15 protein-coding genes and 1 riboswitch are annotated in these 16369 nt (G+C 48.8%); all 15 genes read right to left on the bottom strand.

What is annotated here, in order from left to right; translation table 11 throughout:
• Positions 1–123 precede the first annotated feature (123 nt).
• Positions 124–1293, bottom strand: a complete 1170-nt coding sequence (wecB, locus tag MKX59_RS02895) for a non-hydrolyzing UDP-N-acetylglucosamine 2-epimerase (protein WP_023990712.1) — start codon at positions 1291–1293, stop codon at positions 124–126.
• A 110-nt stretch (positions 1294–1403) separates the two neighbouring features.
• Entirely contained in the window at positions 1404–2033 is a 630-nt protein-coding gene (gene upp / locus MKX59_RS02890; protein ID WP_013312332.1) for a uracil phosphoribosyltransferase, read from the bottom strand.
• A gap of 356 nt (positions 2034–2389) precedes the next feature.
• Positions 2390–3655 (bottom strand): ABC transporter substrate-binding protein, encoded by a 1266-nt coding sequence (locus MKX59_RS02885; protein ID WP_023990713.1) that lies wholly within the window; start codon positions 3653–3655, stop codon positions 2390–2392.
• A gap of 15 nt (positions 3656–3670) precedes the next feature.
• Complete coding sequence (locus tag MKX59_RS02880) at positions 3671–4507, bottom strand: carbohydrate ABC transporter permease (protein ID WP_023990714.1); 837 nt, start codon at positions 4505–4507, stop codon at positions 3671–3673.
• Positions 4507–5415 (bottom strand): carbohydrate ABC transporter permease, encoded by a 909-nt coding sequence (locus MKX59_RS02875; protein ID WP_372239080.1) that lies wholly within the window; start codon positions 5413–5415, stop codon positions 4507–4509. The genes MKX59_RS02880 and MKX59_RS02875 overlap by 1 nt, the downstream gene beginning before the upstream one ends.
• A 147-nt stretch (positions 5416–5562) precedes the next feature.
• Entirely contained in the window at positions 5563–6813 is a 1251-nt protein-coding gene (glyA, locus tag MKX59_RS02870; protein WP_013312336.1) for a serine hydroxymethyltransferase, read from the bottom strand.
• Positions 6814–6933: 120 nt separating this feature from the next.
• Positions 6934–7521: a TIGR01440 family protein gene (locus MKX59_RS02865; protein WP_023990717.1), complete on the bottom strand. Its 588-nt coding sequence runs from the start codon at positions 7519–7521 to the stop codon at positions 6934–6936.
• 220 nt (positions 7522–7741) lie between these two features.
• Positions 7742–7823: riboswitch (ZMP/ZTP riboswitch) on the bottom strand.
• A 78-nt stretch (positions 7824–7901) separates the two neighbouring features.
• On the bottom strand, positions 7902–8486 hold the full coding sequence (locus tag MKX59_RS02860; RefSeq protein ID WP_023990718.1) for a low molecular weight protein arginine phosphatase: 585 nt from the start codon (positions 8484–8486) through the stop codon (positions 7902–7904).
• Positions 8487–8590: 104 nt separating this feature from the next.
• Positions 8591–9151 (bottom strand): manganese efflux pump MntP, encoded by a 561-nt coding sequence (locus MKX59_RS02855; protein WP_023990719.1) that lies wholly within the window; start codon positions 9149–9151, stop codon positions 8591–8593.
• A gap of 142 nt (positions 9152–9293) precedes the next feature.
• Positions 9294–10541, bottom strand: a complete 1248-nt coding sequence (locus tag MKX59_RS02850; RefSeq protein WP_340857551.1) for an L-threonylcarbamoyladenylate synthase — start codon at positions 10539–10541, stop codon at positions 9294–9296.
• Between the two features lie 154 nt (positions 10542–10695).
• A complete protein-coding gene (gene spoIIR / locus MKX59_RS02845) occupies positions 10696–11388 on the bottom strand; it encodes a stage II sporulation protein R (protein WP_340857550.1) in 693 nt (230 codons plus the stop codon).
• A 264-nt stretch (positions 11389–11652) separates the two neighbouring features.
• On the bottom strand, positions 11653–12840 hold the full coding sequence (locus MKX59_RS02840) for an FtsW/RodA/SpoVE family cell cycle protein (RefSeq protein WP_034095109.1): 1188 nt from the start codon (positions 12838–12840) through the stop codon (positions 11653–11655).
• A gap of 75 nt (positions 12841–12915) precedes the next feature.
• On the bottom strand, positions 12916–13815 hold the full coding sequence (prmC, locus tag MKX59_RS02835) for a peptide chain release factor N(5)-glutamine methyltransferase (protein ID WP_023990722.1): 900 nt from the start codon (positions 13813–13815) through the stop codon (positions 12916–12918).
• A 3-nt stretch (positions 13816–13818) separates the two neighbouring features.
• Complete coding sequence (gene prfA / locus MKX59_RS02830) at positions 13819–14886, bottom strand: peptide chain release factor 1 (protein ID WP_023990723.1); 1068 nt, start codon at positions 14884–14886, stop codon at positions 13819–13821.
• Between the two features lie 271 nt (positions 14887–15157).
• Positions 15158–16258, bottom strand: a complete 1101-nt coding sequence (gene ychF / locus MKX59_RS02825) for a redox-regulated ATPase YchF (protein WP_023990724.1) — start codon at positions 16256–16258, stop codon at positions 15158–15160.
• Positions 16259–16369 lie beyond the last annotated feature (111 nt).

The raw sequence follows: 16369 nt of genomic DNA, 5'->3' as shown, positions 1-16369 counted from the left end.
ATACTTTGTCAATTGAGATATTTTAGTGCCCTAAAGTATAAAATCAAACGACAAAGCATCTTAAATTGCTGTATCCCTTGGTAACCGTACAGTTTAACTGTATGCTTGCCTTGTAAAGAATAATTATATCGGACGAACACCTTTTGTGAACATTGTGTGAAATTCTTCAGGGCGTTCGGATTGAACACCATAATGGTGCAAAATCGCATTGACAATTCTTACTGATGCTTGGCCATCGCCGTAAGGATTCGCTGCTTGGCTCATAGATTCGTACAACGCGGAATCTGTCAAAAGTGCCTTGGTCCGATTGTACACGTTCTCTTCACTCGTACCCACCAGTTCCAAGGTGCCCGCTTCAATTCCTTCCGGTCTTTCAGTCGTATCACGCAGCACCAGAACAGGTACTCCGAACGAAGGCGCTTCTTCCTGAAGCCCACCGGAATCCGTAAGGATCAGATGTGTATGTGGGTAAAAATTGTGCAGATCCACAACATCCAGCGGATCAATCAGCTTAATACGCGGATGGTTGCCTAAAATCTCAAATGCAGGTTCCTTCACAGCCGGGCTCGGATGAACCGGGTAAACAATAGCGATATCCTCAAACTCATCCGCAATTCGCTTAACCGCATTAAAAATCTGACGATGCGGTTCCCCTTGGGATTCCCGGCGATGTGCTGTCATAAGAATCAGGCGTTTGCCCTGAGCCCAGTCCAGTACGGGGTGCTCGTAATCCTGGCGAACCGTATACTGAAATACGTCAGTTACTGTATTGCCTGTAACATATATTCGCGATTCAGGCTTATTTTCCTTCCGCAAATTTCCAGCCGATAAAGAAGTAGGCGAGAAATGCAGATCAGACAGCACGCCTGTGAGCTGACGGTTCATTTCTTCAGGATATGGAGAAAGCTTGTTCCACGTCCGCAAGCCTGCTTCCACATGCCCTACTTCAATCTGCTGCATAAAGGCTGCATAGCTGGCGAGGAAAGTGGTCAGCGTATCGCCGTGAACCAACACGATATCGGGCTTGGCCTCACGCAATACAGGTTCCAGACCTTGAAGTACCCGCATGGAGATTTCATTCAGTGTCTGGCGATCCTTCATTACGTCCAGATCATAGTCAGGGTGAATATTGAAAACTTCCAGAACCTGATCAAGCATCTGGCGATGTTGAGCCGTAACGCATACCACGGACTCGATATGCTCCGGGTGACGCTGAAGCTCCAAAATAAGAGGAGCCATCTTAATCGCTTCCGGACGCACACCAAAAATTGTCATCACTTTGATTTTGGACATTTTCTGTTGAACCCCTTTTCATAATAAATGTCCGCTTCACAGATCTTCCATTATTCAGAAAAATGACCTGTCATAACGTCCATAGATTTTGCCGAACCGCCAAAGGCAGTCTACTTGGTTCCGTACAAGCGGTCTCCCGCGTCACCAAGACCTGGAATGATGTATCCATGATCATCCAGACGCTCGTCCAATGCAGCGACGTAGATGTCTACATCAGGATGCGCATCCTGCACAGCTTTGACTCCTTCAGGAGCAGCAATCAGATTCATCATTTTAATTTGAGTGCAACCTCTCTTTTTCAACACATCAATCGCCGCAATTGCCGAGCCCCCCGTTGCAAGCATCGGATCAATCACGATCAATTCACGCTCAGTTACATCTGTAGGCAGCTTCGTATAGTATTCTACGGGTTGCAGCGTCTCAGGATCGCGGAACAGTCCCACATGGCCTACCTTTGCTGCAGGCAGCAGCTTTACTACGCCATCCAGCATACCCAAGCCTGCACGCAGAATCGGAATAAGACCCAGCATACGTCCTGAAATCACTTTACCTTCTGTCTCAGCAACCGGTGTCTGCACCGTAATGCTTTCCAGCGGGATATCCCGTGTAATTTCATAAGCCATCAATGTTGCTACTTCATCCACCAGCTCGCGGAAATCCTTGGTGTTTGTCCGCACATCGCGGATAAATGTAAGTTTGTGTTGGATCAAAGGGTGATCGCAAACCACCAGTTTCGCCATAATATATTCCCTCCGGTATTATCGTCACGTTCTTTCGCGCCAGCATATCGAACTATCCTGAGTCGAAAGGATCTATGTAACCTATTTGTACAAACCAAATAAGCACAGATGCAATGCGTGCCTGTAAATCCTGTTTATTATAACATTCCCTTGATTGATTTAACACCTGCCACCGCAACCTTTTGTCAAGGGAAAGATATGACATGTAAAATACTTATTAAGACCACTTCACGTGTGACTTTCGTCACATAAAAACACATCAAAAAGGCCCTGACGGCACTTGACCGTCAAAGCCTGTGGACTTTAAGCTTCCTGCCCGACCTATCCCCTTTGCATCCTCATGCAGCGCTATTCTTTTATCTATACTTCAAATTGTCCCATGCTCCCTGAAATTGCTGAAGCATTTCATCCTTCGTGATAACCCCTGCAATATAGGCTTGCATACTACTGCTTAAATCCTGATTCAGCCCCTTCGGGAAGCGTTGGAAGTTCCAGCTCCATATCTTGCCTTCCCTCACGTGCCGAGATATTTCTGCACCTAGATCGCCTGTCGTCTCGTCACTGGACGTGATACTTTTGAAGGCGGGAACAAACTTAAATTCCTTGGTGATATAATGCTTGCCTGTTTCTGATGTGACCAACCAATTGAGGAATTCTTTTGCCTCCTGCTTCACAGGCGAATTTTTGTTGACCACCCAGTTCGAGGCTACTCCGACAGCGAGTCTACCTCCTGTGGAGGGATCATTGTCTATAGGAGCAGGCAGAATACCCAAATTCAAGTTAGGATTAATTCCATCCATTTGCGGTTGCGTCCAGTTCCCCTGGTGCATCATAGCAGCCTTACCTGTCGAAAACAGTGTCACTTGTGTATTGTAATCCGTCGTGAGCGGATTGCGGTTCCCATATTTTATAGTCAGGTCAAGCAACTTCACCCACTGATCGAACACGGGGTTACCGGGGATGCGAGCCGTCCCTTTGTTTAAATCTGCAACATAACTTTCCGGGTTCGGCTGTCTGGCAAACGGGATATTGATAAAATGGTTTCCCAGAACCCACCATTCCGCATACCCGTTAGCAAAAGGTATAATCCCTGCTGCTTTCAGTCGCTTAGCTGCTTCTTCCAGTTCATCTATCGTCTGAGGCAGTTTGGTTATGCCCGCTTTTTTGAACAAATCCTTGTTATAAACAAAACCAAATCCTTCTAGGTTCATAGGCTGTCCATAAATCTTACCGTTAACCGTCATCGGCTTACGAGCGAAATCGTCCAGATCCTTCACCCATGGCTGATCCGACAAATCCTCCAAGTACTCCAGCCACGTATCGCGGTCCTGGTAGCCCTCATTTGTAAAAATGTCCGGCTGATCGCCTGATGCGAATTTAGCCTTCAACGAAGCACCATAGTCCGTACCACCACCGACAGATTGGATATCCAGCTTGATGCCAGGGTGGGTCTTTTCATATTCAGCCTTCAGCTTGTTTAACGGTTCCGAAATTTCTACTTTGAATTGATAAATGTGTATCGTTTTCGTCTCACTCTGTTGAGCCTTCGTATTTCCACAACCTGCAAGTGTACATGCGAGCAGCACCATCAAGGAGATGACAAGTAACGCTGTTTTTTTCATCGGTTATCCCTCCCATCAGCCTTTGACCGCACCGGCTGCAATGCCAGAAACGATGTATTTTTGCATCACCAGAAAAAACACAACAACTGGCGCGATCCCCAATACCAGTGCTGGCAGCGCCAAATCCCATTGCTTGGTGTACTGACCAAACAACATATAGGTTGCAATCGGAATGGTGCGCAACTCTGGAACATTCAAAATGAGTGAAGGCAACAGATAGTCATTCCAGATCCATAAGGTGTTCAAAATAAGTACGGTTACGAACATAGGCAGCAGCAGTGGACAAACGATGCGAAAGAACACCCCGTACCGGGATGAACCGTCCACCCTTGCCGCCTGCTCGATCTCAATAGGTACCGTTTTAATAAAGCCATGAAAAAGAAAAACGGACAAAGGCGCTCCAAAACCCAGATAACATAAGATCAGTCCCGGTATACTGTTGTTCAAGCTCAATACGTTGGACACTTCCATAAGCGGCAACATAATTGATTGAAAAGGGACTACCATCGCAGCCACAAGCAAACCGAATAGGCAACGATTAAAAAGAGTGTCATGCCGAACCATCTGGTAAGCGGCCATTGAGCTGATTAGCAGCAAAAGCGCATTACTGACGATCGTGACAATCAGTGAATTCCCCAGTGCTGTGGGAAAGTTTATTTTATTCCAGGCGTTAGCATAGTTTTCAAAACGGAAGGTTGTCGGCCACGAAGCGGAATGGGCCAAAATGTCGCCAAAGGATTTAACGGAGTTTACGAGCAAAAAATAGAACGGAACCAGAAAGATTAACCCGATCACAATAAGCAATAATTCAGCAGCCCATGTGCCCAAACGATAGTTTGACGTTTTTCCCATTACATTTCGACCTCCTTTTTCTTCGTGAGACGCACCTGAATGCTGGTAATGATCGCAACGACCACAAAGAAAATCATAGCTTTGGCAGTCCCTAATCCAAGTCGATTATTTGTAAACGCTTCATTATATATGTCCAACGCTACAGACTCTGTCGACTTGAAAGGTCCCCCCTTCGTGAGAGCCAAATTCAACTCAAATACTTTAAAGGACCAGGATATCGCCAGGAACAAGCAGACGGTCACCGCTGGCATAATAAGTGGCACTACAATATGACGCAAAATCTGTCTTCGGCTCGCACCGTCGATTTGGGCCGATTCAATAAGGGCATGCGGGACATTATTTAACGAGGATATGTAAATAACCATGAGATAACCTGCATATTGCCATACAAACACAATGACAGTCCCCCAAAAAGCAGTTGGCCCATCACCCAGCCACGGCAGTTTAAAAAAGGAAAGCCCTGTCGCCTCTCCTACCGCAGAAAAGCCTCGTACAAAAATAAATTGCCAGATAAAACCGAGCAGCAAGCCGCCAATCATATTGGGCAAAAAAAATACAGTTCGCAGTGCATTACGGGTACGCAGCGGTTTGGTAAGTGCATAGGCTAGGAAAAAGCCAATCAGGTTTGTCAGAATGACACCACATACGGTAAACCGGACCGTAAACCAGAACGCATTACGGAAATCTGGATCATCCCTAAAAATATGAACGTAATTCCCTAGTCCGAGCCATCGGATATTTTCAGATACTCCATCCCAGTTCGTCATGGAATAATACAGCCCCAGCAGGAACGGAATGACCATAATCAAGACGAAAAACAACGCCATCGGTCCCACAAATACGAGTTGCTGCAATAATTGCGCGGATTTTCTTTGACTCAATGCAATCACTCCTTTGTCGTAGATCATGAAGGAAAGCGCGCATAAACCCTTACTGTAATCGCTTATTACCCAAAAATGTATGTTTCGAGTCGTTCGGAAGCAAAAAAAGGCTGTTCTCCTCCGGCTTATGGAAGGAAAACAGCCTTTAACATAAAGATTATGAATATCGATGAATTAGTATTGAGTTCCTGGATAGATCGGGAACTTGTCTGTCAACTCGCCAACCGCTTGGCTTGCTTTGGACAATACAGTATCATCTTTCGGGTTTTTAAGGGTTTCAGCAATGATTTTACCGATTTTGACCATAGCCTCTTCATCCATACCACGAGATGTTGCAGCAGGTGTACCAATACGAATTCCGCTTGTTACGAATGGACTGGTCGGGTCAAAAGGAATCGCATTTTTATTGACCGTGATGCCCACGGAATCCAATACATGCTCCGCTTCTTTACCTGTGATATTCAAATTGCGCGTATCCAACAGCATCAGATGGTTATCCGTACCACCGGATACAATGTTAATCCCCTCAGCCAGCAGTGTTTCAGCCAGCACCTGTGCGTTGCGGACTACGTTTTGCGCATAGGTTTTGAACGATGGCTGGAGCGCTTCACCCAAAGCAACCGCTTTGGACGCGATCACATGCATCAGTGGCCCCCCTTGAGTACCAGGGAAAATAGCTTTATCAATCGCTTGCGCCCATGCTTTGCGAGTCAGAATCAGACCCCCACGCGGACCACGCAGCGTTTTGTGTGTCGTTGTTGTTACAAATTGGGCATGCGGAACTGGACTTGGGTGAATTCCCGCTGCCACAAGACCTGCGATATGTGCCATATCCACCATGAACAAAGCACCTACATCATTGGCAATGGAAGCAAAAGCTTCAAAATCAATAGTACGCGGATATGCACTCGCGCCAGCTACAATCAGACGAGGACGGTGCTTGAAGGCTGCCTTGCGCACTTCATCGTAGTCGATGCGGAAGTTGTCTTCGCGTACACCATAGGCAGCAAAGTTATACAACAAGCCGGAAGCGTTAACCGGACTTCCGTGTGTTAAGTGGCCACCATGCGCCAGATTCATACCCAGTACAGTATCTCCAGGTTTGAGAGCTGCCAGATACACCGCCATGTTGGCTTGTGCTCCAGAGTGAGGCTGCACGTTAGCATGCTCGGCGCCGAACAGTTCTTTCGCGCGGTCACGTGCGATGTCTTCAACGATATCTACATGCTCACAGCCACCATAGTAGCGTTTGTTCGGATAACCTTCAGCATATTTATTCGTCAGCACGGAGCCCATAGCTTCCATTACTGCTTCACTGACAATGTTCTCGGATGCGATTAGCTCGATATTGTGGCGTTGTCGTTTCAGTTCAAGTCCCATTGCTTCCATCACTGCCGGGTCACTTTTACGCAGGTGTTCCATCATGATTGATTACTCCCTCTCCATAGTCAATTGTCGGATATACAAGCAAACGCCTGCTCCTCTGTTGGGTACCTCATCATCAATGCAAAAAAGATTAGTACAAACATGCCGCCATGCCAAATGCTAATCGCAGTTTCCGCCGACTTCTTGCTCCAGACTGTACACCGCCCGTTGTCCGCCAATAAGTGGAGGACGGGTGAACGCTGCTGTCACACGTGCTTCGCCAATCCAGCGAAGGCTTGGGCGAAACGGAACAGCAATGGGTCGCAGATGCATGCCAATCAGCGTTTCGCCGATGTCTATCCCGGCATGAGCCTGCACGTTCGCCGCCAAACACGCGTCGCTCATAGAACGATAGGCGACGGTAGCCATAGAGCCTCCTGCTGTACGAACAGGAACAGCTGCAACCTCCATCAGTCCCAATCGCTCCAGCACAGCCCGTTCAACGACCAGCGCTCGGTTCAAATGCTCACAGCATTGAAACGCCACATCAAAGCCATACTCCCTGCGAACAGACTCTACTCCAGACAACAGTTGCTGAGCCACATCGAGCGCTCCCGCCGTACCAATCCGACTTCCAGCCACTTCACTTGTGCTAACGCCGATAACCAGCAGGCGACCAGCCTTGAGACTGGCTGCTTCTGCGATTTCCCGCACGACAGAAGTGGTCTGTGCTTCCAGCGGAATCTCATGATCTAATTGTTCCACCATTGGAACCTCCTTTGGTTGAACAGCCTCTCAGAGACTAGGCACGGTCTCATGCCCCAAGTTCAACACACTCTCTCCTGATCACAATCTGACTATATTATAGCCGATGTTTCAGATTTCGAGCAGAAAAAATGGAAGAATCTTTAATGGAATCAACTCTCAGCTAAAAATCTGGCATAACTTGTATATGAAAAAAAGAGCAGTCCACACCTATGTGGAATTGCTCTTTTGCCCAGGCGACCGGCCGTATATCCGATGCTCCATCGTGGTTAATCCCACTTTTGTCGCCAGTTACATCGGATTCTCATTTTTCCACCTTATCTTAACGGATTAACCGCCGAAAATCAACAGATTCCGTACAAAACAGATGAGTAATACCAATTTTATTCGGAAGATGCCTTTAGCTTGTCCAGCAGCTTATGCAGTGCCGTACGGATTTCCGCAGCTGTGACATCGTAATCTTCTCGCGAACCGCCAAACGGATCAGAAATATCAAAGCCCGGAATCCGTTGGTGTAATTCAATCATTCGTTCACGCTCCTGCGCCGATAGCTCTTGTCCGAGTGAAGCCATCAACTGCTGTGAAGCATATAAACTATCCAACTCCTGTACATCATTCAACACCGCATCCCGGTTCTCCACATATTCCTTAAGCGTAAATACTTTGCCCGCCGTTTGGGGAAAGCGCTGAATTACGTGCTGTTTATGTCCTTGCGTCAAGGTTAAGATCAGATGCGCCCACCCGGCAAGCCCGTCGCTCAAAGAGGTTGAAGTGATCTGATCGGATATATCATGATCACGTAGAACCGCCTCTGCATGTCGGGATATCGGCGTGCCTTCCATCGCGGCTACTCCCGCAGAACGCACTTCCAGTTCTAGCCCATGCTCAGCAGCCAACTTACGCAGCATCCCTTCAGCCATTGGACTGCGACAGGTATTCCCTGTGCATACGAATAAGATATTCTTCAACGTTTTCACCCCCCGTATGTTAAAAAAATATATAAACAGAGGATTACTATAGTTCTAATCCCTTACTATAATCCTGCATTTATTTTACACTGTCTACGCTAAAATCAAAACATAAACATAAAGCCGAATGCCAGCAAAATGGCACCGCCCACTGCTTCTCCGTAATCTCCTAGATTGCGGCTGACCTTGCGACCCAGCAACAGGCCCAACATCGCCATTGCTCCCCCGCAAAAACCAAACGCCAGAACGGACAGCACCAGATCACTCTGGAACATACCCAGTGACACTCCTACAGAAAATGAGTCAACGCTCACCCCAAGTGCAAACAGCAAAAGGCCTAAAGGCGAACGATGATCCAACACCTGTACGCCGTCCCCTTTAAAGGAATTATACACCATATGCCCGCCCAAAAGGATGAGTAACCCCCCTGCGAAGTAGGCCGTCACATGACCTAATAAAGAACTCATATAATGGCCTGTGAACATTCCCAGCAATGGCATCAGAATGTGAAAAAAGCCAATAACAGTACTGATGCGCAGCACGTCTCGCAGGCGTATCCCCTTCATGCCGATCCCTACGCCCAGCGATAACGCATCCATTCCTAGCGCTACCGCCATGATCAGAATCGTTACAACCTGCCCGGCATGGGCAGAGGCTGCCAGCATACTCCATCCCTCCATTATCCGTCTGTTCTTGTACACGTTATGCGGACAAGGGGGAAATCAGTACAAGCATACACTGAAAGTACCCAATACCGAGATAAGGAGGGAGGAAAATTTAATATAAGAGGCTCTGATTCGACAGAAGCTACAAGCGGACGATTCGGTGACCTGCCGCTTTAAGCAGGCGGTTCATGACGGCGTCTCCCAATCCTTTCGGCGGACAGGATTCCGACAAAATGTAGGTGACGCCGTCCTCGTCGCAGCGGCGCAGCACGCCGTACAGGCGCTGCGCTGCCTCATGGAGCGCGTCCAGCTTGCCTAACGTGTAGACGCGCTCTCCGGCGTAGCCGGCGGCATGCTCGTCGAACGCGAGCACTGCCGTGCGCTCCCCGCGCGCGGAAGCCTCCGCCAGCGCGGCGCGAATCCAGCCCGTCACCTCAACGGACGACGGGCCTTGTACCACGCTCAAGCGGCCTCGCGGCGCGTAGTGCGTGTACTTCATGCCTGGCGAGCGCGGCGCCGGGCTGTCCGCGTCTTCCCCGGGCGTAGCGGCCAACGCCGGGTCCAGCACGACAGCGCGAGCAACCGCAGCGAGCTGCTCAGCCGTCACGCCGCCGGGGCGCAGGATGGTGACGGTTCCGTCGTCACCCACCTGCACTACCGTGGACTCCAGCCCCACCCCCGTGGGACCTCCGTCCAAAATGCCGCCGATGCGGCCCTCCAGATCCTCCCGCACATGCTGTGCAAGGGTGGGACTGGGTCTTCCCGACCGGTTGGCGCTTGGCGCAGCCAGTGGACAACCCGCTTCAGTGATCAAACGAAGCGCTATCGGATGATCCGGCATGCGCACACCAACCGTGTCCAGCCCGGCTGTCACACGCGATGACAGTGCCTGCGGCACTACCGGCAATACGAGAGTCAGCGGTCCCGGCCAGAACATATTCATCAGCGCTCGGGCTGTATCGTTTATTTCTGCTACCATACCCTCTAATTGATCAGCATCAGAAATATGTACAATGAGCGGGTTATCGGAAGGGCGTCCTTTGGCAGCAAATACCGCCTCCACCGCTTTTGTACTACGCGCATCGGCCCCCAGGCCGTACACGGTCTCCGTAGGAAAGGCTACCGTCTCTCCAGCTTGGAGGAGTAAGGCGGCCTCGCGTATGCCCTTTTCCGCCGTGATCCGAGTCTGTTCATCCCAAATTTCGTCAGAAACATCCCCGTCAGTGTTGCTCAAAGGAACCAAACATCTTACATCCCACCATTGTGTATGGGAAGACTTCAATGCCTGCTTCAGCTCGCGAATTCCCTGTTCATCTAGCTTTTGCTCAGGTTTTTCCTTTTGCACAAATTCTCCGCGCAAGTCTTGCATTTGATTCGATTTATCGCTCATATCAGATCATCCCATATCTTATTGTCATACAGGCCAGTGATTTCGTTTGATCCCCATAAAGCTACTTTGAAAGATCAGTTCATTTGGCTCTGCCATGTGTATATCTATCGTAAGTTCCATTATAGCATATGGGGAAACTTACACTCCTCAACGTTTAGGCAAACAAACCACTCACCCAGCTACACAGTCCCGCAAGTGCATCCCACAGAAAAAAACGTACTTCCGGCTCCTTGTCAGTAGCATTCGTCCGACTATCTCCGTGATTCGTTTTTGCTGATACAGTTTGTGCCGTTGCTTCCCCACTGCCTGCATCAATAAAACATAGCGGAGGAAACAGCACGCACCACCAATTTTGACCTTTTCCTTGCCCCAGCGTAACCCGAAGTGCCTCATAATTCCCTGCCGGGTAGACAAGACCACCGTACATTTTCGTTGGGAAAGGTACGCTCGCCAGTTCCACCTGATGATCATACGCAATGCCGCGACGAGCCAGTTCCATACCTACCAAACGGCCAATTTCAGGTAAATGAGCATCAATCAATGATCTCGCTTGGTCTAAGCTTTGCGGGTTTTCCAGCTCACCCACCCAGGCATTCATCTGCTGTACAATAGCATCCCGTATTTCGCGTTTAACCAACTGATCCTCCGGGCGATCCGAATTGGCCAAAATACGCAGTCGAATGGAATCATGTGGAATCACTTTCAGCCCTGCTGTTGCCACTCCTGATGCTAAGGTTCCTCTTGTTCCAGTGGTCATAGCAGCATCCGTCTTTTGACCTTCCCAAGACATCATTAATATCGAAATACAAAATAGTATCATTGCGGCTTGCTTTACCCAACTTCTCATTTTCGTCCCCCCAAACCCAAACTCTATCATGTCTATCAGTCTGTCCGGTTTGGGAGAGTCTAAACCTATGATTCTTGTAAAAGATTCAGGACCACTTTACAGATTTTTTTTCAAAAATACCCTCAAATCATGCTACACCAAGCTTCTGACCCTCACCGAGGAATATGAAAAAGCCCAGATTTCACAATCTGGACTCTCTCGTTGCACCGTTTCAACTCACACAAATACCAATCATTATCTAGCCACATTCCACCTGTACTAGGCTTATTTCGCCTTCGTCAAGCTTAGTCTGGAAGGCTGTGGCAGATCATCCTCCAGCTCTTGGCCGTGCACCTTAATACTCATAACCAAGCCGATACTAGCCATGTTAATAAGCAACGAGGTACCACCATAACTTATGAACGGGAGCGTAATCCCCGTAAGCGGCATAATGCCCAGAAACGCACCAATATTCTCAAAAATCTGGTACAGCAACATGGACACAATCCCGACAATAATATACGGTCCGGCGCGATCCCGGCATTCCAGCGAAATCAGGATCATGCGGTGAATCAAAATAAAATATAACAATAGCAGCACTGAAGAGCCTACAAAGCCAAATTCCTCCGCTACGACCACAAAAATAGAATCCGCGTACGTATAAGGAACACGCCCGGACTGTACTGAGGTTCCTTGCAAAAAGCCCTTGCCCATCATCCCGCCAGAGGCTATCGCCAGCTTGGCATTTTTGGTATGATAAGACGCCTTCGCGGTTGCCTCTTCCGGTACCAACCAAGGGTCCAAACGCTCAACCCAGTGACTACGGCCAATCCCCTTCATAAAGGAATCAATCTCATCGTGAAACGAAATATAAGCTTTGATCCCGCCGCCAACAGCGACTGCAAATACGATGAATCCGATCAACGCATGGGATGCCTTCACATTACCAATCCATAGCATACCGATGACGATGACAATGTAACCGAGCGCATTACCCAAGTCATTTTGTGCCATAACCATGGCAAACGGGACAAAGCTCACCAGTGCGACCGGAAGAACATCCTGAATAAAATACAGCTTGCTCTTGCGCTTTTTGATCAGCATATAAGTCAGAAAAACGATAAGGACCAGCTTGAATACCTCAGCAGGCTGAAGATTCAAGCCACCAATTTTCAAAAAGCCCTGAGAGTTGTTAACCGTCCCGCCAAAAAATCCGAGACCCAACAAGAATATTCCGCCTCCATATACGTACAAGGCTTTTTTAATGAATATCCGAAAATCGACCATCGCTAAACCCAAAATCGCCACAAAACCCAATATATAATACCCGATCATCTTCTGGTAGTCATTGCCGTGCTCTGCCAAGTTCGTAGGGCCCCTACCTGCGCTGTATACCGTTATGATACTAATCGCCATGAGCAAAACCAGAATAAAGATAACCGGACCGTCAATTTTTTTCAATTTCTGAAGCATGATTTCCCCCTGAGCCGTTTCTCGGTCATACTCCTCTTATTCTAAAGGAAAGACTCGCAAAAAGAAAATGCAGCACTACTCCGAGACACCTAGGACATGTCGCTCGATCCCTGCAAGGTCAGGAACGATTATAATGTTCTTCCAATGACCTGCCTGTGCCAGCAGACCAGCCACGTCTCTGGCCTGTCCCATCCCCAGCTCAAACCCGATTAGCCGCGGCGGAGCCTGAAGGAGTCCGAGCTGTTCCAGCATTGCCCGATACGGGCCGAGCCCGTCAGGACCACCATCCAACGCCATCCGCGGCTCATGGTCGCGTACCTCTGGCTGTAAGCCAGCGATGTCAGCAGCCGGGATGTACGGCGGGTTGGACACGAGAATGTCCACCGCCGTTCCCACGAACGGCGCCAGCAGATCGCCCTCGCGGAATTCTACGGCTGCGCCGTTCGCAGCAGCATTATGAGTCGCTACTTTTAACGCGGCAGCCGAAATATCCCCTGCCGCCACGCGCCAGCTCGGTCGCTCAGCCGCCAGCGTCACGGCAATCGCACCGCTGCCTGCGCCGATGTCGAGCGCCTGCGGAGCGCCGCTTGGCCACAGCCGGTCGCCGTGCTGGAGTATCGCCTCGACGAGCAGTTCTGTCTCGGGGCGCGGAATCAGCACCGACGGCGAAACCGCGAACGGGCGGCCATAAAATTCCTGCCGTCCGATAATATACTGCGCCGGTTCACCCGCAGCTTTGCGGGCTATAATCCGTTCCCACGCCTCCTTGACGGAGGAAGGGAACGAATCACCCAGAGCAGCGTAAAACGCCGTGCCTTCCAACCCGAGCACATGCTCCAGCAGTAAGCGGGCATTGTGCTGCGGCTCCAGAACACCACAGCTTCCTAAAAAAGAAGAAGCCTCAACTAAGGCTTCTCTGACACTCATGTTCCGTTCCGGCGACATCCGATACACACAATCGCGTTCGTTCCCCAAAACTTAAACCTCTTGTTCCATCAAATCAGCCTGCTCTGCAATCGTGAGCGCTGATACGATTTCTTCGATCTCCCCGTTCATCACCTGGTCCAGCTTATGCATAGTTAGGCCAATACGATGATCCGTTACACGGCTTTGCGGGAAGTTGTAGGTCCGGATACGCTCACTGCGGTCTCCAGTACCTACTTTGCTCTTACGCTCGCCTGCATATTTGGCTTCCTCTTCCTGACGCAACATATCCGAAATACGGGCACGCAAAACTTGCAGCGCCTTCTCCTTATTGGAGTTCTGGGATTTGCCGTCCTGACAGGTTGCCATAATACCTGTAGGCATATGTGTCACACGCACCGCCGACTTGGTCGTATTAACGGACTGCCCGCCTGCACCGCTGGAGCAGAACGTATCCACGCGAATATCCTTGTCGGAAATTTCAATATCCACTTCTTCTGCCTCAGGCATAACGGATACTGTAGATGTCGACGTATGAATACGTCCACCTGATTCTGTTGTCGGAATCCGCTGCACGCGGTGTGCGCCGCTTTCGAATTTCATTTTGCTGTATGCACCACGGCCGTTAATCATGAAAATAACCTCTTTAAAGCCCCCGAGATCATTCATGTTCGCGTCCATCAGCTCTACACGCCAGCCTTGGGTATCGGCATAACGAGTATACATCCGATACAAGTCAGCTGCGAACAATGCCGCTTCGTCACCACCCGCTGCACCACGAATCTCAATAATAACGTTCTTATCATCATTCGGGTCCTTCGGCAGCAGCAAAATACGGATTTTTTCATCCAGCTCCCGCTTGCGAACACTAAGTTCATCAATCTCCATTTTGACCATTTCACGCATCTCGTCGTCCAGCTTTTCACCCTGCATGGTTTTTGCAGCTTCCAGCTCTTCAACGACATTTTTATATTCGGTATATGCTTCATAAGCAGGCTGTAAATCAGACTGTTCTTTGGAATAATCTCTAAGTTTTTTGCTATCGTTCGCTACATCCGGATCGCAGAGCAGTTCGCTCAGTTTATCGTAGCGGTCCGCCAATGATTGCAATCGGTCCAACAAGCGATTCACCTCTTCAGTTAAATTAATATGAAACCAGCTTCAATTTCACTGGCTACAGCTCTTTATTATACCAACTAATTCATGAATTAGCTACAAGAAATACTGACTAATTTAGGATTTTGCAAAAATCCACACAACATGCAATACAATAAAAAGTCGCCGCCCTAATATAGGCAGCGACCACATAATCTAGCACATTTCAGAACACACATACATTGAATCATCGTCTTTTATATATCCGAATCGAGTATTGTACTCTGGAAATTATATATTAAACATTAAAACGGAAATGCATAACGTCTCCGTCCTGCACTACATATTCCTTACCTTCCAGACGAAGCTGACCACGTTCCTTAGCCCCGTTCATCGAACCAGCAGCGACCAAATCGTTGTAGGATACAACCTCGGCACGGATAAATCCGCGTTCAAAATCCGTATGAATTACGCCCGCAGCACCCGGTGCTTTCGTTCCTTTGTGAATAGTCCAAGCGCGTACTTCCTGCACACCTGCTGTGAAATACGTATACAGGCCCAGCAAGCGATAAGCTGCTTTAATCAGACGGTTCAATCCGGATTCAGCTAATCCCAGCTCCTCAAGGAACATCGCCTTGTCTTCGCCTTCCAGCTCAGCAATTTCAGATTCTACCTTGGCGCTGATCGGCACCACTTCTGCATTTTCATCTATGGCAAAATCGCGTACCTTTTGCACATATGGATTGCTGTCAGCTTCCGTTACGCCATCTTCGCTGACATTAGCTGCGTACAATACAGGCTTCATCGTAAGCAAATGAAGATCGCGTACAATCAACCGTTCTTCATCCGACAATTCTAAGCTACGCGCCGGTTTATCAGCATACAGCGATTCCTTGATCCGCTCCAGCACTTCAACCTCTTGGGTGTACTGCTTGTTGCCACCCTTCATGTTTTTGCGGGAACGTTCAATACGCTTGTCTACGCTTTCGATATCCGCCAGAATCAGTTCCAGATTAATGGTCTGAATGTCGCTGATCGGGTCAATTTTGCCGTCCACATGGGTAATGTTCTCATCTTCAAAGCAACGTACCACATGTACAATCGCATCCACTTCACGAATATGAGCCAGAAACTTGTTACCCAGACCCTCGCCCTTGCTCGCACCGCGCACAAGTCCTGCAATATCAACAAATTCAAATGCCGTTGGCACCGTTTTATTCGGTACAACCAGTTCAGTCAGCTTATCCAGCCGCTCATCCGGTACTTCAACGACACCCACATTCGGGTCAATCGTACAAAATGGATAGTTTGCGGATTCCGCACCCGCCTGCGTTATTGCGTTAAACAGTGTTGATTTGCCCACGTTCGGCAGACCCACAATCCCCGCTTTTAAAGCCATAATCAGAACAACTCCCGTTTATATAAAATATGCGTTATGCCATCCGTTAGTTTACCAACCCACATTATATATGAGAACCTATACACGCGGCAAGCATACGGTTATGAAATT

This window comes from Paenibacillus sp. FSL R7-0340 (genome assembly GCF_038002205.1).
Taxonomy (GTDB): domain Bacteria; phylum Bacillota; class Bacilli; order Paenibacillales; family Paenibacillaceae; genus Paenibacillus; species Paenibacillus polymyxa_B.
Note: the sequence above shows the minus strand (reverse complement) of the source record. Positions and strands in the feature narration are given on the sequence as shown.

Coding starts and splice junctions, on each gene's coding strand:
- wecB (WP_023990712.1), bottom strand. CDS start 1,293: ATGTCCAAAATCAAAGTGATGACAATTTTTGGTGTGCGTCCGGAAGCG.
- upp (WP_013312332.1), bottom strand. CDS start 2,033: ATGGCGAAACTGGTGGTTTGCGATCACCCTTTGATCCAACACAAACTT.
- MKX59_RS02885 (WP_023990713.1), bottom strand. CDS start 3,655: ATGAAAAAAACAGCGTTACTTGTCATCTCCTTGATGGTGCTGCTCGCA.
- MKX59_RS02880 (WP_023990714.1), bottom strand. CDS start 4,507: ATGGGAAAAACGTCAAACTATCGTTTGGGCACATGGGCTGCTGAATTA.
- MKX59_RS02875 (WP_372239080.1), bottom strand. CDS start 5,415: ATGATCTACGACAAAGGAGTGATTGCATTGAGTCAAAGAAAATCCGCG.
- glyA (WP_013312336.1), bottom strand. CDS start 6,813: ATGATGGAACACCTGCGTAAAAGTGACCCGGCAGTGATGGAAGCAATG.
- MKX59_RS02865 (WP_023990717.1), bottom strand. CDS start 7,521: ATGGTGGAACAATTAGATCATGAGATTCCGCTGGAAGCACAGACCACT.
- MKX59_RS02855 (WP_023990719.1), bottom strand. CDS start 9,151: ATGCTGGCAGCCTCTGCCCATGCCGGGCAGGTTGTAACGATTCTGATC.
- MKX59_RS02850 (WP_340857551.1), bottom strand. CDS start 10,541: ATGAGCGATAAATCGAATCAAATGCAAGACTTGCGCGGAGAATTTGTG.
- spoIIR (WP_340857550.1), bottom strand. CDS start 11,388: ATGAGAAGTTGGGTAAAGCAAGCCGCAATGATACTATTTTGTATTTCG.
- MKX59_RS02840 (WP_034095109.1), bottom strand. CDS start 12,840: ATGCTTCAGAAATTGAAAAAAATTGACGGTCCGGTTATCTTTATTCTG.
- ychF (WP_023990724.1), bottom strand. CDS start 16,258: ATGGCTTTAAAAGCGGGGATTGTGGGTCTGCCGAACGTGGGCAAATCA.